Source organism: Enterobacter kobei, assembly GCF_001729765.1.
GTDB classification, from domain to species: Bacteria; Pseudomonadota; Gammaproteobacteria; order Enterobacterales; family Enterobacteriaceae; genus Enterobacter; species Enterobacter kobei.
In genome coordinates, this window is the sequence record NZ_CP017181.1 from 241,522 (window position 1) to 262,773 (window position 21,252).

The following is a 21,252-nucleotide window of genomic DNA, read 5'->3' on the forward strand; positions in this document are numbered from 1 at the left end:
ACTTCGGTGTGGTTATTTCGCCCCTTCGGAGAAGAGTCGTGAAGCGACCTGCAATCATTCTGATTTGCCTGCTGTTGCAGGCGTGCTCAGCCACCACCAAAGGGCTGGGTCATTCACTGTGGGACAGCCTGTTCGGTACGCCGGGCGTGCAATTGACCGATGACGAACTTCAGAACATGCCCTACGCCAGCCAGTACATGCAGCTTAATGATGGCCCGCAACTGTTTGTGGTGCTCGCTTTCGATGAAAACGGGCAGCAGAAATGGGTGACGCAGGATCAGGCCACCATCGTGACGCAGCATGGCCGTATCGTGAAAACCCTGCTCGGGGGCGACAACCTGCTTGAGGTGAACAATATCGCGGCCGATCCGCTGATCAAGCCGAACCAGATTACCGACGGCGCTGGCTGGACGCGCACGATGGGCTGGACTGAACACAAGCAGGTGCGTTACGCCACGGCGCATTCCACCTTCCGCTGGGATGGCACCGACAGTGTGAAAGTGGGGAGCGATGAAACCCAGGTACGCGTGCTGGATGAAGAGGTAACAACCGACCAGGCCACCTGGCATAACCGCTTCTGGATCGACGAGGAAGGGCAAATCCGTCAGTCCCTGCAGTATCTCGGTGCCGGTTTCTTCCCGGTGAAAACCACGCTGATCAAGGCCGCAAAATCATGAAAACAATTATCCGCGTTGCGCTAATTGCGAGCCTTGCAACCCCTGCGGCATGGTCTGCAGGAACGGTGAAGGTCTACACGGCGAAAAACGAGAAACCCAAAACGTTAACCAACGCTGAACATCTGCTCGATCTCGTCGGGCAGCCGAGGCTTGCCAACAGCTGGTGGCCGGGGGCGGTGATCGGCGAGCGTCAGGCAACGATTAAGGCAGAGCAAGAACATCTTGCACTGCTTGCCCGTCTGACAGGTCTGGCGGCGCAGGAAGACGGTGACGATGCCGCAGCAATCAATAGCATTCGCCAGCAGCTTCAGGCGCTGAAGGTGACTGGCCGCCAGAAGGTGAATCTTGATCCCGATGAAGTGCGCGTCACGGAAAAGGGCAACCCAACCCTTGAAGGGGAGTACACCCTCTGGCTGCCCGTAAAACCGACGACGGTGACCGTGATGGGGCTTGTCAGCAGCCCGGGTAAAAAGCCCTTTACGCCAGGTCGCGACGTGGTGAGCTATCTCGACGAGCAAAGCCTGCTGAGCGGTGCCGATAACAGCTACGCCTGGGTCGTTTACCCTGACGGGCACACGCAAAAAGCGCCGGTAGCTTACTGGAATAAACGCCATATCGAGCCCATGCCTGGCAGCATCATTTTTGTCGGTTTTGCCGACCATTTCTGGACGAAGGCATATGACGAGCTTAACGCCGATATCCTTCACTCCCTGACACAGCGGATACCGGAAGAATGAAAAAAACCTATCTCTACAGCATGCTGGCGCTCTGTGTAAGCGCCGCCTGTCATGCAGAAACGTATCCGGCACCCATTGGCCCGTCTCAGTCAGACTTCGGCGGCGTCGGTTTACTGCAAACGCCCACCGCGCGCATGGCGCGTGAAGGGGAAATCAGTCTGAACTACCGCGATAACAACCAGTACCGCTACTATTCCGCCTCGGTACAGCTTTTCCCGTGGCTTGAAACCACGCTGCGCTACACCGATGTGCGAACGAAACAGTACAGCAGCGTCGAGGCGTTCTCTGGCGACCAGACTTACAAAGATAAAGCCTTCGACCTCAAGCTGCGCCTGTGGGAAGAGAGCTACTGGATGCCGCAGGTGTCCGTGGGGGCCAAAGATATCGGCGGGACCGGCCTGTTTGATGCGGAATATATTGTGGCCAGCAAGGCCTGGGGGCCGTTCGACTTCTCGCTTGGCCTGGGATGGGGCTATCTCGGTACCAGCGGTAACGTCAAAAACCCGTTCTGCACCTACAGCGATAAATATTGCTACCGCGATAACAGTTACCAGAAAGCGGGTTCCATCAACGGCGACCAGATGTTCCATGGCCCGGCCTCGCTGTTCGGTGGCGTGGAATACCAGACCCCCTGGCAGCCATTGCGCCTGAAGCTGGAGTACGAAGGAAACGACTACTCGCAGGATTTCGCCGGGAAGATTGAGCAGAAGAGCAAGTTTAACGTCGGCGCCATTTATCGCGTCACCGACTGGGCCGACGTTAACCTCAGCTACGAGCGCGGTAATACCGTGATGTTTGGTTTCACGCTGCGCACCAACTTTAACGACATGCGGCCGCACTACAATGATAACGCGCGGCCAGCCTACCAGCCGGAGCCGCAGGATGCGATTCTGCAGCACTCCGTGGTGGCAAATCAGCTGACGCTGCTGAAATACAATGCCGGTCTGGCGGATCCGAAGATTCAGACCAAGGGCGACACGCTTTACGTCACCGGCGAGCAGGTGAAATACCGCGACTCGCGGGAAGGGATCGAGCGAGCCAACCGGATCGTCATGAACGATCTCCCGGACGGGATCCGCACGATCCGCGTGACCGAGAACCGCCTGAACCTGCCGCAGGTGACGACGGAAACGGACGTTGCCAGCCTCAAGCGCCATCTCGAAGGCGAGCCGCTCGGGCATGAAACCGAGCTGGTGCAAAAACGCGTTGAGCCGGTCGTGCCAGACACCACCGAGCAAGGCTGGTATATCGACAAGTCGCGCTTTGATTTCCATATCGATCCGGTGCTGAACCAGTCCGTTGGCGGACCGGAAAACTTCTACATGTATCAGCTGGGCGCAATGGCGACGGCAGATCTGTGGGTCACCGACCATCTGCTGACTACCGGTAGCCTGTTCGGCAATATCGCCAACAACTACGACAAATTTAACTACACCAACCCGCCGAACGATTCAAAACTGCCGCGCGTAAGAACTCGCGTTCGTGAATATGTGCAGAACGATGTCTACGTGAATAACCTGCAGGCCAACTACTTCCAGTACTTCGGCAACGGTTTCTACGGCCAGGTGTACGGCGGATATCTGGAAACCATGTTCGGTGGCGCAGGGGCAGAGGTGCTTTACCGTCCTGTCGACAGCAACTGGGCATTTGGGATTGATGCCAACTACGTGAAACAGCGTGACTGGCGCAGCGCGCAGGACATGATGAAGTTCACCGACTACAGCGTCAAAACGGGCCATCTGACCGCCTACTGGACACCATCATTCGCGCAGGACGTACTGGTGAAAGCCAGTGTCGGCCAGTATCTGGCGGGCGACAAGGGTGGCACGCTGGATATTTCCAAACACTTCGACAGCGGCGTCGTGGTGGGCGGTTATGCCACCATCACCAACGTCTCGCCGGACGAGTACGGGGAAGGGGACTTCACTAAAGGGGTCTATGTGTCGATTCCGCTGGATCTCTTCTCGTCAGGCCCAACCCGCAGCCGTGCGGCAGTGGGCTGGACACCGCTGACCCGCGACGGGGGCCAGCAGCTTGGGCGTAAGTTCCAGCTGTATGACATGACCAGCGATAAGAACGTTAACTTCCGCTGATGCTTGTTTGCCCGGTGACGCTGCGCTTACCGGGCCTACGAGAGTGTTTTTGTAGGCCGGGCAAACGCAGTGCCGACCGGCAAGAATGCTAATGCGGACAAAACATAAACAAAAAATATAGATCCCCGTCACATTTTTGCGTTATACAGGAACCTCGCCCTGGAGAATGAGGTGCTGTATGACATCCCTGACTCGCCCGCGCGTTGAGTTTATCTCAACGATCCTCCAGACCGTGCTAAATCTCGGTCTGCTAAGCCTTGGTCTGATTCTGGTCGTCTTCCTTGGCAAAGAGACGGTGCATCTGGCGGATGTGCTGTTCGCCCCTGAACAAACCAGCAAATATGCGCTGGTGGAAGGCCTGGTGGTCTACTTTCTCTACTTCGAGTTTATTGCCCTGATTGTGAAGTACTTTCAGTCGGGCTTTCACTTCCCGCTGCGCTATTTTGTCTACATTGGGATCACCGCGATTGTGCGGCTGATCATCGTCGATCATAAATCCCCCCTCGACGTGCTGATCTACTCGGCGGCGATCCTGCTGCTGGTGATCACCCTCTGGCTGTGTAACTCGAAGCGGCTGAAACGGGAATAAAAAAATGGCGCTCCGAAGAGCGCCTAACAACAGTCACAAGTTGGGTCAATACAATACGTCTAAAGTTGAGGGTTGCAGTGGCATAACAAATGAAACTTAACCTTTCACACCGCCCGCCGTCAGGCCGTTAACCAGCCAGCGCTGGGCCAGCAGGAACACCACGGTAATCGGGATGGCAGAGAGTACAGCCGCCGCAGCAAAGTCGCCCCACAGGTAGTTTTGCGGGTTGAGGTATTGCTGCATACCCACGGCCAGGGTGTAACTGTTCACGTCGCGCAGTAACAGGGAGGCGACCGGTACTTCGGTGATCGCAGCGATAAACGACAGGATAAACACCACCGCCAGGATAGGTACCGACAGCGGCAGCAGCACCAGACGGAAGGCCTGCCACGGAGTAGCGCCATCCAGCGCGGCCGCCTCTTCCAGCGAACCGTCGATGGTTTCGAAATACCCTTTGATGGTCCACACATGCAGGGCGATACCGCCAAGATAGGCGAAGATCACGCCGCCGTGGGTGTTCAGGCCGATAAACGGCACGTACTGACCCAGACGGTCAAACAGGGCATACAACGCGACCAGTGACAGCACGGCCGGGAACATCTGGAAAATGAGCATGCCTTTCAGCAGCGTCGCTTTGCCCGGGAAACGCATACGGGCGAAGGCGTAAGCACAGGTGGTGGAGAGCGTGACAATACCGATTGCGGTAATGGTCGCCACTTTCACCGAGTTCCACAGCCACAGCAGCACCGGGAACGGCGGGGGAGTCACGCGTCCATCCGCATGCTCCACGCTGAAGCCCAGCGCCAGCTTCCAGTGCTCCCAGGAGATTTCGTCCGGGATGAGACTCCCGGTCGCGAAGTTACCCGAACGCAGGGAGATAGCGATAACCATCAGCAGCGGGAACATGATTGCCGCGATGAAAATCAGCAGGCCTAAGTGTGTCGCCAGGAGGCGCAATTTCTGAGATTTGGGTTGTACCATAGCCATGATCGATGCCCTCCTTAGTCAAATTTCATACGTGTGGCTTTCAGGTTCACAATCGCCAGGGCACCAACCAGCAGGAAGATCAGGGTGGCAATGGCTGCTGCCAGACCGAAGTCCTGTCCGCCGCCGCCTTCGAAGGCGATACGGTAGGTGTAGCTCACAAGCAGGTCGGTATAGCCTGCCGGCGTGGTGGTGCCGAGACGGTCCGGGCCACCGTTGGTCAACAGCTGAATCAGCACGAAGTTGTTAAAGTTAAAGGCAAAGCTGGCAATCATCAGCGGGGTCAGCGGCTTAATGAGCAGCGGCAGCGTAATTTTAAAGAAGTTCTGGAACGGACCCGCGCCGTCCATCGCTGAAGCTTCGTACAGATCGTCCGGGATAGCCTTCAGCAGGCCCATGCACAGGATCATCATGTACGGGTAGCCCAGCCAGGTGTTCACGATAATAATCATCGAGCGGGCGGTGGTTGGGTCGCTGAACCAGGCCGGTTTGATACCGAACAGCGCGCTCAGCATCATGTTGATTTCACCGAAGCTCTGGTTAAACAGCCCTTTGAAAATCAGAATCGAGATAAACGACGGCACGGCATACGGCAGAATCAGCAGCACGCGGTAAATCGCTTTGCCTTTCAGGGATTCCCACTGCACGAGACAGGCCAGCACCATGCCCACGGCAACGGTCAGGATCACGGTGAGCACCGAGAAAATCACCGTCCAGACGAAGATGGCGAAGAACGGTTTCTGGATGCCTTCGTCGGTGAACACGCGGGTAAAGTTATCCCAGCCGATGGTAACGGTATAACCCGGGCTGAGTTTGTCATCACCCCATTTGCCGTCGGCAGTAATGGACTGATAGAAACCAATGTCGTTGTTCGGGCGATACTTCACGCCGCTCTGATTGTTAGTCAGCGTGCCGTCTTTTGCCAGGGTATAGAGCGGCTGAGTGCCGGAGAACTGGCGCAGCGAGCTCATGGTCACTTTGCTTTCATCTGGCAGCACGGCGGTGAGCTGGGTCAACGCCTGGCGGTTCTGGGTAATGATCCGCAGGTTAGCACGTTCACCTTCCGGCAGGGCCGCAGCCTCTTTTAAGGTCAGCTTCTGCTCGCCGCCAAATTTAAACGCGTCGGAAATATAGTTTTTGCCGCTCTCACCATCAGTGAGCGCTAACTTCCATTCGTCACCCGCAGGATACAGGCCGAAATTAAAGGTTTTTCCCGCCTGATAGGAACGGTCCAGAAGCACCTGTTGGGCGCGTTCCTGCGCAAGCTGGTTGGTGCTGCTGTAGTTGGTGAATGCAATGGCGATGGTACAGATCAGTGGGAACAGGACAAACAGCCCCATCCCGGCCACGCCAGGGTAAACATAGCGCCAGGCATAGGCTTTACGGTTGGCGAAAATATACAGGCCAGCAGAGCTTAAGATCAGCGTCATGATGGCAAAGAGATATTCCCCTTGTACGTACATTAAAACAACAAGGTAACCCACCAGCAGACACAGCAGACCTATCACTGACCATTTCAGCGCGTCGCTTTGCCACCAGTGCTTCTTTTTAATGACATCCATGGGGTTCTTCCTCTACAACGGTGGAAACTTTTCGTCAGGTGGCGCGGCGCTTACCTGACCTACGGATCGTGCCGTAGTCGTAGGGCGGGTAAGCGCACGCGCCACCCGCCGTTTTTCTGCTTACTTAGTAATACGACCCTGCGCATCCTTCAGCGCGGCATCAACAGTCTGACGACCGCTTGCTGCGTTGATGACTGCAGTACGGGTGGCGTACCAGAACGCTGCCATCTGTGGGATGTTCGGCATGATTTCGCCTTTCTGGGCGTTATCCATAGTGGCCGCGATGCGTGGATCTTTCGCCAGCTGATCCTGGAAGGATTTCAGCGCCACGGCGCCCAGCGGTTTATCCTTGTTCACTTCATCCAGACCCTGATCGGTCAGCAGGTAGTTTTCCAGGAACTCTTTCGCCAGCTCTTTGTTCGGGCTGGCGGCGTTGATACCCGCACTCAGCACGCCAACGAACGGTTTAGACGGCTTGCCGTTGAAGGTTGGCAGCAGCGTTACGCCGTAGTTGATTTTGCTCTTATCGATGTTGGTCCAGGCCCACGGACCGTTGATGGTCATCGCGGTTTCGCCTTTGTTGAACGCCGCTTCCGCGATGGAGTAATCGGTATCCGCGTTCATGTGTTTGTTCTTGATCAGGTCAACCAGGAAGGTCAGGCCTTTTTTCGCGCCTGCGTTATCCACGCCCACGTCTTTCACGTCATATTTGCCGTTTTCAAACTTGAACGCGTAACCGCCGTCGGCAGCAATCAGCGGCCAGGTGAAGTACGGCTCTTGCAGGTTGAACATCAGAGCGGATTTACCTTTCGCCTTCAGCTCTTTATCCAGTTTCGGGATCTCTTCCCAGGTTTTCGGTGGGTTTGGTACCAGGTCTTTGTTGTAAATCAGAGACAGGGCTTCAACTGCGATAGGGTAAGCGATCAGCTTGCCGTTGTAGCGAACGGCATCCCAGGTGAACGGGAAGAGTTTGTCCTGGAACGCTTTGTCCGGGGTGACTTCAGCCAGCAGGCCAGACTGCGCGTAGCCGCCGAAACGGTCATGCGCCCAGAAGATGATGTCCGGGCCGTCGCCGGTTGCTGCAACCTGCGGGAATTTCTCTTCCAGTTTGTCCGGATGTTCTACGGTAACTTTGATACCGGTGTCTTTCTCGAATTTTTTGCCCACTTCGGCCAGGCCGTTATAGCCTTTGTCGCCGTTAATCCAGATAACCAGCTTGCCTTCTTCAATTTTGGCGAGCGCCGGTGCGGAAACCATCATTGCTGCAAGGGCGGACAATGCGAAAACGCGTGCGCCAGTCTTGATATTCATATCTGCCATCCTTTTGGTGATGTCTCGTAGTATGACTTCAGTGGTTCAACGTGAATCAGTCTCCTTATTTGACATCCTCTTTCCATCCTCCCAACCCCTACGCCCCACCCCCTGTTTGTGTGATCTCCGTTGCATAAATCTAAGTTATGAGTGCTGGCGCACATAAAAACCCACCGAATTTTGCAGGCGGCTTCACGAATTTCGCCTCAGCCCCCCGGCTGCGGTCGCAGAGCCTGCTCTCTCATCCTCCCGCCTCCTCCCCCATAAAAAAGCCGGGGGGTGGAGGATTCGTGAAAGTTATAGATACCCCATAGTGAACTTATGTTGAATGTTTCTGTCGGTGACAGGTTGTAACGAAGGGAGAAGGGCATGGCGAGCGTACAGCTGCGTAATGTAACGAAAGCCTGGGGCGACGTAGTGGTGTCAAAAGACATCAATCTGGACATCACTGAAGGTGAGTTTGTGGTGTTTGTCGGCCCATCAGGCTGTGGTAAATCTACTCTGCTGCGTATGATTGCCGGTCTTGAAACCATCACCAGCGGCGACCTGCTGATCGGTGATACCCGAATGAACGACATCCCGCCTGCCGAACGTGGCGTCGGTATGGTGTTCCAGTCTTATGCACTTTATCCCCATCTTTCCGTTGCCGAGAACATGTCCTTTGGCCTGAAGCTGGCCGGCGCGAAGAAAGACGTGATTAACCAGCGCGTCACCCAGGTGGCGGAAGTATTACAGCTGGCGCACCTGCTGGAGCGTAAACCGAAAGCGCTTTCCGGCGGTCAGCGTCAGCGTGTGGCGATTGGCCGTACGCTGGTGGCCGAACCGCGCGTGTTCCTGCTCGACGAACCCCTTTCTAACCTGGATGCCGCCCTGCGCGTTCAGATGCGTATCGAAATCTCCCGTCTGCACAAACGTCTTGGCCGCACGATGATTTACGTCACCCACGATCAGGTCGAAGCGATGACGCTGGCCGACAAAATCGTGGTGCTGGATGCCGGTCGCGTGGCGCAGGTGGGCAAACCGCTGGAGCTCTATCACTACCCGGCAGACCGCTTTGTTGCAGGCTTTATTGGCTCGCCAAAGATGAACTTCCTGCCCGTTAAAGTGACTGCAACGGCCATTGAACAGGTACAGGTGGAGCTACCAAACCGCCAGCAAGTCTGGCTGCCGGTGGACAGCGCCAACGTACAGGTCGGGGCAAACATGTCCCTCGGTATCCGCCCTGAGCATCTCCTGCCGAGTCACATTGCCGATGTGACGCTGGAAGGTGAGGTTCAGGTCGTTGAACAGCTTGGTCACGAAACACAGATTCATATCCAGATCCCCGCCATTCGTCAGAACCTGGTTTACCGCCAGAATGACGTGGTGTTGATAGAAGAGGGTGCCACATTCGCTATCGGCTTGCCGCCAGAGCGTTGCCATCTGTTCCGTGAGGATGGCACTGCATGTCGTCGGTTGCATAAAGAGCCAGGCGTTTAAGCAATCCCAAAAGAAGACACGAAACCGACAGGTGAAGTGTTCAAAGAAAAGCAATGATCTCAGGAGATAGAATGATGATTACTCTGCGCAAACTTCCTCTGGCAGTTGCCGTCGCAGCGGGCGTAATGTCTGCTCAGGCTATGGCCGTGGATTTCCATGGTTATGCTCGTTCCGGTATCGGCTGGACGGGGAGTGGCGGCGAACAACAGTGCTTCCAGGCAACCGGTGCTCAAAGTAAATACCGTCTTGGTAACGAATGTGAAACCTATGCGGAATTGAAGCTGGGCCAGGAAGTGTGGAAAGAAGGCGACAAGAGCTTCTACTTCGACACCAACGTAGCGTATTCCGTAGCACAACAGAACGACTGGGAAGCCACTGACCCGGCGTTCCGTGAAGCCAACGTGCAGGGTAAAAACCTGATCGAATGGCTGCCAGGTTCCACCATCTGGGCTGGTAAGCGCTTCTATCAGCGTCATGACGTTCACATGATCGACTTCTACTACTGGGATATCTCTGGTCCTGGTGCGGGTCTGGAAAATATCGACGTCGGTTTCGGTAAACTTTCTCTGGCAGCAACCCGCTCTTCTGAATCAGGCGGTTCTTCCTCCTTCGCCAGCAACAGTATTTATGATTACACCACCCGCACCGCGAACGACGTCTTTGACGTGCGTTTAGCGCAGATGGAAGTTAACCCAGGCGGCACCCTTGAGCTGGGCGTTGACTATGGCCGTGCTAACCCACGTGATGACTATCGTCTGGTTGACGGTGCGTCTAAAGACGGCTGGATGTTCACCGCTGAACACACCCAGAGCATGCTGAAAGGCTACAACAAGTTTGTGGTTCAGTACGCCACCGACTCCATGACCTCTCAGGGTAAAGGCCTGTCTCAAGGTTCTGGCGTAGGCATTGATGGCAATACCGGTTTTGCCTATGACATCAACAACAACGGCAGCCTGCTGCGTATCCTTGACCACGGTGCAATCTCTCTGGGCGATCGTTGGGACCTGATGTACGTCGGTATGTATCAGGATATCGACTGGGATAACAACAACGGCACCAAGTGGTGGACTGTAGGTGTTCGTCCAATGTTCAAATGGACACCAATCATGAGCACCTTGCTGGAAGTGGGCTACGACAACGTCAAATCCCAGGAAACTGGCGAAACCAACAACCAGTACAAAATCACCCTGGCGCAACAGTGGCAGGCTGGCGACAGCATCTGGTCACGTCCTGCTATCCGCGTCTTCGCAACCTATGCGAAGTGGGATGAGAAGTGGGGCTATGACTACAACGGTAACCCAGCGAATAACCCTAACTTCGGTAAAGCGGTTAAAGATGGCTTCAACGGTGGTTCCTTCGGTCGCGGCGACAACGACGAGTGGTCCTTCGGCGCCCAGATGGAAATCTGGTGGTAATCCCGTCTTAATCTGACGTAATGACCAAACTGAGGGGCGCAAGCCCCTCAATCCTTGGGACGGCGCGCTATTGCCTGGCTACCGCTGACCTGTGCATTTTGAGGTGATAACAATGAAAATGAACAAAACTCTTCTTGCCCTTTGTTTATCCGCAGGGCTGCTGGCAAGCGCGCCTGCTGTCACGCTCGCTAACGTGAACTTCGTTCCGCAGAATACAACATCTGCACCAGCCATTCCGGCGGCGACACTGCAACAGCTGGTCTGGACGCCTGTCGATCAGTCTAAAACCCAGACCACCCAGCTCTCAACGGGCGGACAAACGATTAATGTTCCGGGTATTAGCGGTCCGGTCGCAGCGTATAGCGTACCCGCTAATATCGGTGAACTCGCCATTACCTTGACCAGTGAAGTCAACAAGCAAACAAGCGTATTTGCGCCAAATGTGCTGATTCTTGATCAGAACATGACGCCATCCGCCTTTTTCCCAAGCGAATACTTTACTTATCAGGAACCTGGCGTAATGAGTGCCGATCGTCTGGAAGGCGTTATGCGTCTGACGCCTGCGTTGGGTCAGCAAAAACTTTACGTGCTGGTCTTTACCACTGAGCAAGATCTGCAGAAAACCACAACGTTGCTCGACCCGGCCAAAGCCTACGCAAAAGGTACCGGTAACGCGATTCCGGATATTCCAGACCCTATCGCACGTCACGTTACCGACGGAACGTTAAAGCTGAAGGTGAAAACGAACAGCGGTTCCAGCGTGCTGGTCGGCCCGCTGTTTGGCTCCTCCGGTAGCGGCCCGGTAACCGTGGGTAATACCGCTGCACCTGCCTATACCGCGCCAGCTGCCACCGCAGCCGCACCGGTCGCTGCCGCTGCACCAGCCCCGGCGAAGAAAGCCGAGCCGGTACTGAACGACACCGAAGAATACTTCAACAACGCCATTAAGCAGGCGGTGAAGCGCGGCGATGTCGATAAAGCGCTGAAACTGCTTGATGAAGCCGAACGTTTAGGTTCAACCACTGCCCGTTCCACCTTTATCAGCAGTGTAAAAGGCAAGGGGTAACCGTTTCCCCACAGTGCTGATTTGTCAGTAGTTTAGTGCGCCTGAGTGGGCGCACTTTTTTTCGTGTCCGCCAGGCTGTTGCATCCATGTTGCGATCGTGATCGTTAAATAACGTTTGGCCCCCCTCAATCCGTGTTTCTGCGATACAATGCCATTACGTTATGTATCGGAGAGTCTGGCATGTCACACCCCGCGCTAACGCAACTGCGTGCGCTGCGCTATTTCGACCAAATACCTGCGCTTGATCCGCAGCAACTGGACTGGTTGCTGCTGGAAGATTCCATGACGAAACGTTTTGAACAGCAAGGTAAAACGGTCACGGTGACCCTGATACAGGAAGGGTTTGTCTCCGGCGATGAGATCGCCAGCGAGCTGCCGCTGCTGCCGCAAGAGGAACGCTACTGGCTGCGCGAAATTTTGCTCTGTGCCGATGGTGAGCCCTGGCTTGCCGGACGGACGGTAGTGCCCGAGTCCACCCTTTCCGGGCCTGAGCTGGCGCTGCAGCGGCTGGGGAAAACCCCGTTGGGACGTTATCTTTTTACCTCATCTGAGCTGACCCGGGATTTTATTGAGATTGGGCGTGATGCCGAACTGTGGGGGCGCCGTTCCCGCCTTCGCCTGAGCGGTAAGCCGTTAATCCTGACGGAACTTTTTTTACCGGCATCACCGTTGTACTAAGAGGAAGAAAAAATGGAGTGGAGCCTGACGCAGAATAAGCTGTTGGCGTATCACCGCTTAATGCGTACCGATAAACCTATTGGCGCGTTACTGCTGCTGTGGCCGACCTTATGGGCGCTGTGGGTTGCAACGCCGGGCGTACCGCCGCTGTGGATCCTGGGCGTATTTGTCGCCGGTGTCTGGCTGATGCGCGCGGCGGGCTGCGTGGTGAATGACTATGCCGATCGTAAATTCGACGGCCATGTAAAGCGGACAGCCAACCGTCCGTTACCCAGCGGACAGGTGACCGGAAAAGAAGCCCGCGTGCTGTTCCTCGTACTGGTGCTGCTCTCATTCCTGCTGGTGTTAACGCTGAACACCATGACAATTCTGCTTTCCGTCGCTGCGCTTGCACTGGCATGGGTTTATCCGTTCATGAAGCGCTATACCCATCTGCCTCAGGTTGTGTTGGGCGCGGCATTTGGCTGGTCGATTCCGATGGCGTTTGCTGCGGTGAGTGAATCCCTACCGCTCAGCTGCTGGCTGATGTTCCTGGCGAACATTCTCTGGGCCGTGGCGTATGACACGCAATACGCGATGGTAGACCGCGACGATGACCTGAAAATTGGTATTAAATCGACCGCCATTCTCTTTGGACGTCAGGACAAACTGATCATCGGCATTTTACAGGTCGCGGTACTGGCACTGATGGTCGCGATTGGCCGTCTGAACGGGCTGAACTGGGAGTTTTACTGGTCGGTGCTGGTGGCGGGATTGCTGTTTGCTTACCAGCAAAAGCTGATTGCCAAACGCGAACGTGAAGCCTGCTTTAAAGCGTTTTTGAATAATAACTATGTCGGGCTGGTGCTGTTTTTAGGCCTGGCGATGAGCTATTTCTTATAAAAAAGTCGGGTGGCGGCTTCGCCTTACCCGACCTACGATCTGGCAGAACATGTAGGCCCGGTAAGCGTTAGCGCCACCGGGCGTTTTTTTATCGGCGACGCAACAGCCTGAGCGCGTTCGCCGTCACCAGCACCGTTGCCCCCGTATCCGCCAGCACTGCCAGCCACAGCCCGGTCATGCCGAGCAGCGTCGTCACCAAGAAAATCCCCTTCAGTCCGAGCGCAATCCCGATGTTCTGGCGGATATTGGCCCGCGTCGCCCGCGCCAGGCCGATCATCTCTGCCAGCCCGGTCAGACGGTTATGCGTCAGCGCCGCGTCTGCCGTCTCCAGCGCCACGTCGGTGCCGCTTCCCATCGCAATGCCTATGGTGGATGCTTTCATCGCTGGTGCATCGTTAATGCCATCCCCGACCATCGCGAGCGGGGCGTGGCTGTTCAGTTCGGTTACCGCACTGACCTTATCGGCGGGCAGCAATCCAGCTTTAAATTCCAGTCCCAGTTCACCCGCAATGGCTGACGCCGCACGTGGGTTATCCCCGGTCAGGATCACGCCCTGCACGCCCAGCTGATGCAGCGCCGCTACGGCTTCCTTCGCGTCATCACGCAGGGTATCACGCAGCGCCAGCATGCCTTTCGTCACGCCGTCCTGCATAACAACCACGACAGTTTGCCCGGCCTGCTCTAACGTCTGAACCTGTGCGGAAGGGGAGTGACCCGCCGCGACAATCAGGACCTTTTTACCGTTGACGTTGGCCTCAATCCCAGACCCGACCAGCGCCCGCTGGGCGGTGGCCGCCGGAATCGGTAATCCGCGAGCCTGCGCTTCCCGCACAATGGCCTGCGCCAGCGGGTGGGTGGAACCCTGTTCGACGGCGGCGGCTAAGGTAAGCAGTTCATCTTCAGCGATATCCTGCGGATAAATGCCGGTCACCTGGGGTTTGCCGACGGTTAACGTGCCGGTTTTGTCGAAGGCGATATGCTGAACCTGGCTCAGCTGCTCCAGCGCCGCACCGCCTTTAATCAGCGCCCCGCGACGTGCCGCTGCCGCCAGACCGGAGGTGATCGCCGCTGGCGTGGAGATCACCAGCGCGCACGGGCAGCCAATCAGCAGCAGGGTCAGACCTTTATAAATCCAGCCCTCCCAGGGCGCGCCAAAGAACAGCGGTGGAACGAGCGTAACCAGCAGAGCAACCAGCATAATGGCGGGCGTGTAAATCCGGCTAAAGCGATCGATAAAACGCTCGACGGGGGCACGGCGCTCTTCAGCTTCTTCAATCAGCTTCAGGATACGGTCGATGGCGCTGTCGCCGGGCCCGGAAAGCACCTCAAGCTGCACCAGGCGGTCAACGCTGGTGGCGCCTGCAGGCACTTTTTCTCCCGCGGTACGCTCAACCGGAATGGATTCCCCTGTCAGGGCGCTTTCATCAAAGCTTGCGGTGGCGCTAAGCAGTGCGCCATCGGCAGGCAAGCGCCCCCCTGCGGCGACTTCAATGACGTCGCCCGGGCGCAGCGTGCTGATGGCGACGGTTTCACGTTTGCCTTCGTTAACCCGCGTCGCGGTTTCCGGCTTCAGTGCCATCAACGCGCTCACCCCTTTACGCGCGCGGCTGGCGGCCCAGCCCTCAAGTCGTTCGCCGATCAGGAACAGCAGCAGAACCATCGCCGCTTCCGCCGTCGCGCCGATAAACAGCGCGCCGATCGCCGCCACGCTCATCAGCGTTTCGATGGCGAACCAGCTGCCGCTTCTCATCAGACGTAATGCCTTGCGGGCAATCGGAAACAGTCCGACCAGCGTGGTGGCGATAAACGCCAGGTTGCCAAACGGATGGTTAATCTGTTCCAGACCCCAGCTCAGGGCCATCATGATGATGAGGGTAATGAGCGGCAGATTTTCCTTCAGGGAGGCGGTCTTTTCGACAGGGGCTGTTTCGCTGCGCAGGGTGTATCCCGCCTTGCTGACGGCGGCTTCAACCTGCTTACTGACATCCTTGTCGGCGCTGACTAACAGCTTTTCGGTCGCAAAAAGCACCTGAACGTGGCTGACGCCCGGCACCTGTTTGACCGCATTTTCCACTTTACGTGCGCAGGCTGCGCAGTCCATACCGTTGACGGCCCAGCTGTAGCGATTACCGCTTTCGGGCAGCGCGTCGGCTTGCGTTTCGCAGCTCCCCTCGCAGCAGCAGTCCTCTTTTGGCGGAACCGGGCTGAGCTTAAGTGCCGAAAATTGTGGGATTTTTTTAGGTGTTTCTGGAGTCGACATGGCAGTCTCCGGTAATGATAATTTTCTCATTAACCGCAGCATACACTCTGGAGTCGACTCCAGAGTCAAGCGTTATTTAGATATACAGCGAACGCACGATCAGGAAGTGCCCGGCAAAGTAGCAGGCGGAAGCAATCGCGTTGTCGGCGCGGAAGCGACGGCGATAGTGGCTGCCCAGCCAGACGATATTACCGAGTAAGAGCAGTGCTGCGCCGAAGAACGCAGACATCGCCTGAGACGTCGGGCGGAAGAACCAGAGCTCGCCAGCGAGCCACACCATCACCAGCGTCATGGCGATAAATGTACAGACCGGCAAACGCATCTCTTCCAGACGCGACCAGATCACCGCTATCAGCAGTGCGCCAATCACCAGCAGCACCAGCGGCAGCGGCCAGAAGAAGGAGAGCGTCATCTGGCTGGCAAAGTAAATGGTATACAGCAGATGCGACAGGAAAAACGCCCCAACAGCATACAGCAGACGCTGACGCGGGAGCAGGGTTAAGGCATCGCCAATCAGGGACGCGCACAGCCCGGCGAGAACCAGGTAGCTGATGGCGTTAAACATCGGCGCTTGCCAGGCAAGCAGCAGAAGGAGCAACAGCGTGACGGGTTTAAACAACCAGCGCTGCCAGGCTGGGCCACGGTAGGACGCATCAACATAAAGCCATGCGGAAAAACAGACAGCGATAAATGACCAAAGCATATTAACTCCCTGTAACTGTTAAGGCTGAATAATCAGTTTCTGATCCAGTGTAGTGACGCGGGCGGGCGTTTGGCAATGCCGGGGCAGGCGAGGTATCCTGAATTCCGCATAATCTGATGGGATGTTTCAATGAGCAAGATGCCGCTGTTTTTCATTATCGTGGTAGCGATTATGGTCATTGCCGCCTCGTTTCGCTTCGTGCAGCAGCGCCGGGAAAAGGCGGATAACGAGGCCGCACCGCTGATGCAAAAGCGGGTGGTGGTGAGCAATAAGCGCGAGAAAGCCCTCAACGACCGACGCTCTCGCCAACAGCAGGTTACGCCTGCAGGCGCGACGATGCGCTATGAAGCCAGCTTTAAGCCGGAAACCGGCGGGCTGGAGATGACTTTCCGCCTGGAGGCGCAGCAGTACCACCAGTTGACGGTGGGTGAGAAAGGAATGCTGAGCTACAAAGGGTCGCGGTTTGAAGGTTTTAGGGCGGAATAATGCGCGATCGGTCCCCTCTCCCGGTGGGAGAGGGTTAGGGTGAGGGCATCAGGCCGCACCCTACTTCTTCACCTGCGCCTTAAACTTCTTCATCCACACCAGCAACTCAAACACGCCGAAAATAAATACCCGCAGTTGCTGCCAGCCGGTCATCGGCGGGCCATCTTTTGGCAGGCCGTTTTTCAGCATTACCATCTGCAGGGCGTGCATGAACGAGGTGAAAATCAGCGCCACGTTAACGAAGATGTTCAACGGGCGCGGGAACGGGTGCACCAGATTCAAAATCAAAAATGCCCAGACGCCCAGCATCAGCAAACGTCCCAGGTTAATCAGTACCGGCATCAGAGCCTCCTTGTACCTGACGGTGATAAAGACGATAAGCGACCTGACCGGCAACCTTTTCGCGGTGCAGATCCCAGTGCGCGGGCACCGGCGGAAGACCGTTTTCCACTTCGCTTTCAACGTAAATTAATGCGTCATCCGCCAGCCAGCCGTTTTGTTCCAGCAGGGATAACGTCTCTTCCAGCAGCCCCTTGCGGAACGGCGGATCGACAAACACCACCTGATGCGGCGTGCCTTTCTGCGCGAGGAAGCTCAGGGTATTGGTGTTTACGACTTTGGCGTTACTCGCTTTGAGCGTCGCCAGATTTTGCTGCAGCGTCTGTGCCACGCCGCGCTCCATCTCCAGCAGCGTGGCGCTGGCGGCGTAGCGCGACAACGCTTCGAGCCCTAATGCACCGCTGCCGGCGAAGCAGTCCAGGCAGTGGGCATCTACCATTGACGGGGCGAGCCAGTTAAACAGCGTCTCGCGAACGCGGTCGGTTGTCGGGCGTAAACCGGGGCTGTCCGGCACCGGTAATTTCCGGCCTCGCCACTGACCGCCGATAATTCGAATTTGACCGGCCGGGGCGCGGGTGGGTTTCTTCATCTCTGGAAAGCTCTGTTAACCATTGCCCTGCGATTGCGGGCGGTGATGTCAATTAAGTAAAGTGTTAGACTATTTCATCATTTTTTTAGCTTCCCTGTATATAGCGCCGCGAGGAGTGTAGTCGCAGATGGCAAAACAAAAAAAACGTGGCTTCTTTTCCTGGTTGGGTTTCGGTGAAAAAGAGCAAGAAACAGAACAGAAAACCGAAGAACAACAGGTTGTAGAAGAGCAGTCACAGCCTGAAACGCCTGTAGAAACCGCTGCGGTTATCGAAGCGGAAGAACCTGTCCACAGCAAAGAAGAGATTGAATCGTTTGCTGAAGAGGTGGTTGAAGTCACTGAACAGGTTCAGGAGAGCGAGAAGCCAGAACTGGTTGTGCCCGAAGCCGTTACCGACGCACCGCAGGCTGTTATCGAACATGAAGAGCTGCCGCTGCCGGAAGAGGTTAAAGCCGAAGAGTGGCAGGCCGAAGCGGAAACCGTTGAAATTGTTGAGGCGGTGGAAGAAGAGGCGGCGCTTGAGCCAGAGCTGACCGACGACGAGCTGGAAGCCCAGGCGCTGGCGGCGGAAGCGGCTGAAGACGCGGTTATCGTCGTGCCGGTGGAAGAGCAGGAGCAGGCTGAAGAAGAGATCGTTCAGGAGCAGGAAAAACCGACCAAAGAAGGTTTCTTTGCCCGTCTGAAGCGCAGCCTGTTAAAAACCAAAGAAAATCTGGGTTCCGGATTTATCAGTCTGTTCCGCGGCAAGAAGATCGACGACGATCTCTTCGAAGAGCTGGAAGAGCAACTGCTGATCGCTGACGTGGGGGTGGAAACCACCCGTAAGATCATCGCCAGCCTGACCGAAGGGGCAAGCCGCAAACAGCTGCGCGATGCCGAGGCACTGTACGGCCTGCTGAAAGACGAGATGGGTGAAATTCTCGCAAAAGTTGATGAACCGCTTAATATTGAAGGCAAAACGCCATTTGTTATTCTGATGGTGGGTGTTAACGGCGTGGGTAAAACCACGACTATCGGCAAGCTGGCGCGTCAGTTCGAGCAGCAGGGCAAATCGGTGATGCTGGCGGCGGGCGATACCTTCCGTGCGGCGGCGGTTGAGCAGCTGCAGGTGTGGGGCCAGCGGAACAACATTCCGGTGATTGCCCAGCATACTGGCGCGGATTCCGCGTCCGTGATTTTTGATGCCATTCAGGCGGCGAAGTCCCGTAACGTGGACGTGCTGATTGCTGACACCGCAGGGCGTTTGCAGAACAAATCGCACCTGATGGAAGAGTTGAAGAAAATCGTCCGCGTCATGAAGAAGCTGGACGAAGATGCACCGCATGAAATTATGCTGACTATCGACGCCAGCACCGGACAGAACGCCGTTAGCCAGGCGAAGCTGTTCAATGAAGCGGTAGGATTGACCGGGATCGCGCTGACCAAGCTGGACGGCACCGCGAAAGGCGGGGTGATCTTCTCCGTAGCCGACCAGTTCGGCATTCCTATCCGCTACATCGGTGTGGGCGAGCGTATTGAGGATTTGCGTCCGTTTAAAGCGGACGACTTTATTGAGGCACTATTTGCCCGAGAGGACTAACAATGATTCGCTTTGAACACGTCAGCAAGGCCTATCTCGGTGGGAGACAAGCGTTGCAGGGAGTCACATTCCACCTGCAGCCAGGCGAGATGGCATTCCTGACCGGCCATTCCGGCGCGGGGAAAAGTACTCTGCTCAAGCTTATCTGTGGGATCGAACGGCCAAGCGCCGGGAAAATCTGGTTCAGCGGCCATGATATTAGCCGTCTTAAGAACCGTGAAGTGCCGTTCCTGCGTCGTCAGATCGGCATGATTTTCCAGGATCACCATCTGCTGATGGATCGCACCGTTTTCGATAACGTCGCTATCCCGCTGATTATTGCCGGTGCCAGCTATGATGATATCCGTCGTCGCGTCTCTGCGGCGCTGGATAAGGTTGGGCTGCTGGACAAAGCGAAGAACTTCCCGATCCAGCTCTCCGGCGGTGAACAGCAGCGTGTGGGCATCGCCCGTGCGGTGGTGAACAAGCCGGCCGTACTGCTGGCGGATGAACCCACAGGTAACCTGGACGATTCGCTCTCCGAAGGGATTTTGCGTCTGTTTGAGGAATTCAACCGCGTTGGGGTCACAGTATTGATGGCGACGCACGATATCGGGCTGATTTCCCGTCGTTCGTACCGCATGCTGACTCTGAGCGATGGACATTTGCACGGAGGCCATGGTGAACAAGCGTGATGCAATGAACCAGATTCGGCAGTTCGGGAACCGGTTTGACCGTTTCCGTAAGCCGCAGGGGGGCGGTGATGGCAATCGTAACGCACCTAAGCGCCAGAAAGCGGCGCCAAAGCCGGCTTCGCGCAAAACCAACGTGTTTAACGAGCAGGTGCGCTACGCTTTCCACGGCGCGTTGCAGGATCTGAAAAGCAAACCGCTGGCAACGTTCCTGACGGTGATGGTCATCGCCATCTCCCTGACGCTGCCAAGCGTCTGCTACATGGTTTATAAGAACGTGAACCAGGCGGCGTCCCAGTATTATCCGTCGCCGCAGATCACCGTTTATCTGGATAAAGCGCTCGACGATAACGCGGCGGCGCAGGTGGTCGGGCAAATCCAGGCCGAGCAGGGCGTGGAGAAGGTCAACTATCTTTCCCGTGAAGAAGCGCTGGGCGAGTTTCGCAACTGGTCCGGTTTTGGCGGCGCGCTGGATATGCTCGAAGAGAACCCGTTACCTGCGGTGGCGGTGGTGATCCCGAAGCTCGATTTCCAGGGGACCGATTCGCTAAATACGTTACGCGATCGCATCACTCGGATTAACGGAATTGATGAAGTGCGCATGGACGACAGCTGGTTTGCCCGTCTTGCCGCGCTGACCGGGCTGGTGGGACGTGTGTCGGCGATGATCGGCGTACTGATGGTGGCCGCGGTGTTCCTCGTCATTGGTAACAGCGTGCGCCTGAGCATTTTTGCACGCCGCGATACCATTAACGTGCAGAAACTGATTGGCGCGACGGATGGCTTCATCCTTCGTCCGTTCCTCTATGGCGGCGCATTGCTCGGTTTTTCCGGGGCATTTCTTTCACTGATTTTGTCAGAAATTTTGGTGATGCGTTTGTCATCGGCCGTGACGGAAGTGGCGCAGGTTTTCGGAACTAAGTTTGATATCAGTGGCTTAGGCTTTGACGAGTGCCTGTTATTACTGCTGGTTTGCTCGATGATTGGTTGGGTGGCTGCCTGGCTGGCGACCGTTCAACATTTACGCCACTTTACTCCCGACTAATAAAAGCGTGATATAATCTTTCCCTGCACCGAGATGTTCGCTCTGCAGGGAAAGCGTCCCTGTTGTCTCTTCCCCTGTTATCATCTCCATGTCACATTTTGTGCGTA

Annotated in this window: 20 protein-coding genes; 13 read left to right on the forward strand and 7 right to left on the reverse strand. The window is 56.1% G+C overall.

Annotated elements, in window-relative coordinates; all coding sequences use genetic code 11:
• Positions 1-38 precede the first annotated feature (38 nt).
• The 4 genes from BFV64_RS01145 to psiE all read left to right on the forward strand — a co-directional run bounded on the left by BFV64_RS01145 (position 39) and on the right by psiE (position 4,096).
• Positions 39-677: a YjbF family lipoprotein gene (locus tag BFV64_RS01145; protein ID WP_014882097.1), complete on the forward strand. Its 639-nt coding sequence runs from the start codon at positions 39-41 to the stop codon at positions 675-677.
• Positions 674-1,414, forward strand: coding sequence for a capsule biosynthesis GfcC family protein (locus tag BFV64_RS01150; RefSeq protein ID WP_059373289.1), 741 nt, complete (start codon positions 674-676; stop codon positions 1,412-1,414). The genes BFV64_RS01145 and BFV64_RS01150 overlap by 4 nt, the downstream gene beginning before the upstream one ends.
• Positions 1,411-3,507 (forward strand): YjbH domain-containing protein, encoded by a 2,097-nt coding sequence (locus tag BFV64_RS01155; RefSeq protein WP_059373290.1) that lies wholly within the window; start codon positions 1,411-1,413, stop codon positions 3,505-3,507. The genes BFV64_RS01150 and BFV64_RS01155 overlap by 4 nt, the downstream gene beginning before the upstream one ends.
• 178 nt (positions 3,508-3,685) lie before the next feature.
• Positions 3,686-4,096: a phosphate-starvation-inducible protein PsiE gene (psiE, locus tag BFV64_RS01160; RefSeq protein ID WP_000202963.1), complete on the forward strand. Its 411-nt coding sequence runs from the start codon at positions 3,686-3,688 to the stop codon at positions 4,094-4,096.
• 96 nt (positions 4,097-4,192) lie between these two features.
• On the opposite strand, the gene malG is transcribed toward psiE, so the two are convergent.
• The 3 genes from malG to malE form a co-directional block, all read right to left on the reverse strand.
• Positions 4,193-5,083 (reverse strand): maltose ABC transporter permease MalG, encoded by an 891-nt coding sequence (gene malG, locus BFV64_RS01165; RefSeq protein WP_003860332.1) that lies wholly within the window; start codon positions 5,081-5,083, stop codon positions 4,193-4,195.
• Positions 5,084-5,097: 14 nt separating this feature from the next.
• Positions 5,098-6,642, reverse strand: coding sequence for a maltose ABC transporter permease MalF (gene malF / locus BFV64_RS01170; RefSeq protein ID WP_047624999.1), 1,545 nt, complete (start codon positions 6,640-6,642; stop codon positions 5,098-5,100).
• Positions 6,643-6,762: 120 nt separating this feature from the next.
• On the reverse strand, positions 6,763-7,953 hold the full coding sequence (gene malE, locus BFV64_RS01175) for a maltose/maltodextrin ABC transporter substrate-binding protein MalE (protein WP_023331781.1): 1,191 nt from the start codon (positions 7,951-7,953) through the stop codon (positions 6,763-6,765).
• Between the two features lie 369 nt (positions 7,954-8,322).
• Between malE and malK the strand changes: the two genes are divergently transcribed.
• From malK to ubiA, 5 genes are all read left to right on the forward strand, one after another.
• The gene (malK, locus tag BFV64_RS01180; protein WP_069601617.1) at positions 8,323-9,432 is read left to right on the forward strand and encodes a maltose/maltodextrin ABC transporter ATP-binding protein MalK; all 1,110 of its coding nucleotides are present in this window, start codon (positions 8,323-8,325) and stop codon (positions 9,430-9,432) included.
• Positions 9,433-9,503: 71 nt separating this feature from the next.
• Positions 9,504-10,847, forward strand: a complete 1,344-nt coding sequence (locus BFV64_RS01185) for a maltoporin (protein ID WP_032637773.1) — start codon at positions 9,504-9,506, stop codon at positions 10,845-10,847.
• A gap of 112 nt (positions 10,848-10,959) precedes the next feature.
• The gene (malM, locus tag BFV64_RS01190) at positions 10,960-11,913 is read left to right on the forward strand and encodes a maltose operon protein MalM (RefSeq protein ID WP_032637771.1); all 954 of its coding nucleotides are present in this window, start codon (positions 10,960-10,962) and stop codon (positions 11,911-11,913) included.
• Positions 11,914-12,093: 180 nt separating this feature from the next.
• On the forward strand, positions 12,094-12,591 hold the full coding sequence (gene ubiC, locus BFV64_RS01195; RefSeq protein ID WP_014882105.1) for a chorismate lyase: 498 nt from the start codon (positions 12,094-12,096) through the stop codon (positions 12,589-12,591).
• A 12-nt stretch (positions 12,592-12,603) separates the two neighbouring features.
• Positions 12,604-13,473 carry a 4-hydroxybenzoate octaprenyltransferase gene (ubiA, locus tag BFV64_RS01200; protein WP_014882106.1) on the forward strand — a complete coding sequence of 290 codons (870 nt, stop codon included), beginning with the start codon at positions 12,604-12,606 and terminating at the stop codon, positions 13,471-13,473.
• An 88-nt stretch (positions 13,474-13,561) separates the two neighbouring features.
• Here ubiA and zntA read toward each other — a convergent pair whose 3' ends face one another.
• Both zntA and BFV64_RS01210 read right to left on the reverse strand, forming a co-directional pair.
• Positions 13,562-15,733, reverse strand: coding sequence for a Zn(II)/Cd(II)/Pb(II) translocating P-type ATPase ZntA (gene zntA, locus BFV64_RS01205; RefSeq protein ID WP_069601618.1), 2,172 nt, complete (start codon positions 15,731-15,733; stop codon positions 13,562-13,564).
• Positions 15,734-15,809: 76 nt separating this feature from the next.
• On the reverse strand, positions 15,810-16,436 hold the full coding sequence (locus BFV64_RS01210) for a lysoplasmalogenase (protein WP_014882108.1): 627 nt from the start codon (positions 16,434-16,436) through the stop codon (positions 15,810-15,812).
• 129 nt (positions 16,437-16,565) lie between these two features.
• Between BFV64_RS01210 and BFV64_RS01215 the strand changes: the two genes are divergently transcribed.
• On the forward strand, positions 16,566-16,922 hold the full coding sequence (locus BFV64_RS01215) for a DUF2500 domain-containing protein (RefSeq protein ID WP_059373650.1): 357 nt from the start codon (positions 16,566-16,568) through the stop codon (positions 16,920-16,922).
• 60 nt (positions 16,923-16,982) lie between these two features.
• Here the strand turns inward: BFV64_RS01215 and BFV64_RS01220 are convergent, their stop codons facing one another.
• Together BFV64_RS01220 and rsmD are read right to left on the reverse strand one after the other, a co-directional pair.
• Positions 16,983-17,264 (reverse strand): DUF1145 family protein, encoded by a 282-nt coding sequence (locus BFV64_RS01220; RefSeq protein ID WP_014882110.1) that lies wholly within the window; start codon positions 17,262-17,264, stop codon positions 16,983-16,985.
• Positions 17,248-17,850: a 16S rRNA (guanine(966)-N(2))-methyltransferase gene (gene rsmD, locus BFV64_RS01225; protein ID WP_045135381.1), complete on the reverse strand. Its 603-nt coding sequence runs from the start codon at positions 17,848-17,850 to the stop codon at positions 17,248-17,250. Before rsmD ends, BFV64_RS01220 begins: the two co-directional genes overlap by 17 nt.
• 127 nt (positions 17,851-17,977) lie before the next feature.
• Between rsmD and ftsY the strand changes: the two genes are divergently transcribed.
• Genes ftsY through ftsX form a run of 3 tightly spaced genes read left to right on the forward strand, consistent with a single transcriptional unit; the run spans position 17,978 to position 21,145 of the window.
• Positions 17,978-19,429: a signal recognition particle-docking protein FtsY gene (ftsY, locus tag BFV64_RS01230; protein WP_069601619.1), complete on the forward strand. Its 1,452-nt coding sequence runs from the start codon at positions 17,978-17,980 to the stop codon at positions 19,427-19,429.
• A 2-nt stretch (positions 19,430-19,431) separates the two neighbouring features.
• A complete protein-coding gene (ftsE, locus tag BFV64_RS01235; RefSeq protein ID WP_069601620.1) occupies positions 19,432-20,103 on the forward strand; it encodes a cell division ATP-binding protein FtsE in 672 nt (223 codons plus the stop codon).
• Complete coding sequence (gene ftsX, locus BFV64_RS01240) at positions 20,090-21,145, forward strand: permease-like cell division protein FtsX (RefSeq protein WP_014882114.1); 1,056 nt, start codon at positions 20,090-20,092, stop codon at positions 21,143-21,145. The genes ftsE and ftsX overlap by 14 nt, the downstream gene beginning before the upstream one ends.
• Positions 21,146-21,252 lie beyond the last annotated feature (107 nt).

Bases quoted from the DNA above. Each gene is read 5' to 3' on its own strand.
- malG (WP_003860332.1), bottom strand. From the start codon at position 5,083: ATGGCTATGGTACAACCCAAATCTCAGAAATTGCGCCTCCTGGCGACA.
- BFV64_RS01220 (WP_014882110.1), bottom strand. From the start codon at position 17,264: ATGCCGGTACTGATTAACCTGGGACGTTTGCTGATGCTGGGCGTCTGG.
- malK (WP_069601617.1), top strand. From the start codon at position 8,323: ATGGCGAGCGTACAGCTGCGTAATGTAACGAAAGCCTGGGGCGACGTA.
- ubiC (WP_014882105.1), top strand. From the start codon at position 12,094: ATGTCACACCCCGCGCTAACGCAACTGCGTGCGCTGCGCTATTTCGAC.
- malF (WP_047624999.1), bottom strand. From the start codon at position 6,642: ATGGATGTCATTAAAAAGAAGCACTGGTGGCAAAGCGACGCGCTGAAA.
- rsmD (WP_045135381.1), bottom strand. From the start codon at position 17,850: ATGAAGAAACCCACCCGCGCCCCGGCCGGTCAAATTCGAATTATCGGC.
- malE (WP_023331781.1), bottom strand. From the start codon at position 7,953: ATGAATATCAAGACTGGCGCACGCGTTTTCGCATTGTCCGCCCTTGCA.
- ftsE (WP_069601620.1), top strand. From the start codon at position 19,432: ATGATTCGCTTTGAACACGTCAGCAAGGCCTATCTCGGTGGGAGACAA.
- ubiA (WP_014882106.1), top strand. From the start codon at position 12,604: ATGGAGTGGAGCCTGACGCAGAATAAGCTGTTGGCGTATCACCGCTTA.
- BFV64_RS01150 (WP_059373289.1), top strand. From the start codon at position 674: ATGAAAACAATTATCCGCGTTGCGCTAATTGCGAGCCTTGCAACCCCT.
- psiE (WP_000202963.1), top strand. From the start codon at position 3,686: ATGACATCCCTGACTCGCCCGCGCGTTGAGTTTATCTCAACGATCCTC.
- ftsY (WP_069601619.1), top strand. From the start codon at position 17,978: ATGGCAAAACAAAAAAAACGTGGCTTCTTTTCCTGGTTGGGTTTCGGT.
- zntA (WP_069601618.1), bottom strand. From the start codon at position 15,733: ATGTCGACTCCAGAAACACCTAAAAAAATCCCACAATTTTCGGCACTT.
- malM (WP_032637771.1), top strand. From the start codon at position 10,960: ATGAAAATGAACAAAACTCTTCTTGCCCTTTGTTTATCCGCAGGGCTG.
- BFV64_RS01215 (WP_059373650.1), top strand. From the start codon at position 16,566: ATGAGCAAGATGCCGCTGTTTTTCATTATCGTGGTAGCGATTATGGTC.
- BFV64_RS01185 (WP_032637773.1), top strand. From the start codon at position 9,504: ATGATGATTACTCTGCGCAAACTTCCTCTGGCAGTTGCCGTCGCAGCG.
- BFV64_RS01155 (WP_059373290.1), top strand. From the start codon at position 1,411: ATGAAAAAAACCTATCTCTACAGCATGCTGGCGCTCTGTGTAAGCGCC.
- BFV64_RS01210 (WP_014882108.1), bottom strand. From the start codon at position 16,436: ATGCTTTGGTCATTTATCGCTGTCTGTTTTTCCGCATGGCTTTATGTT.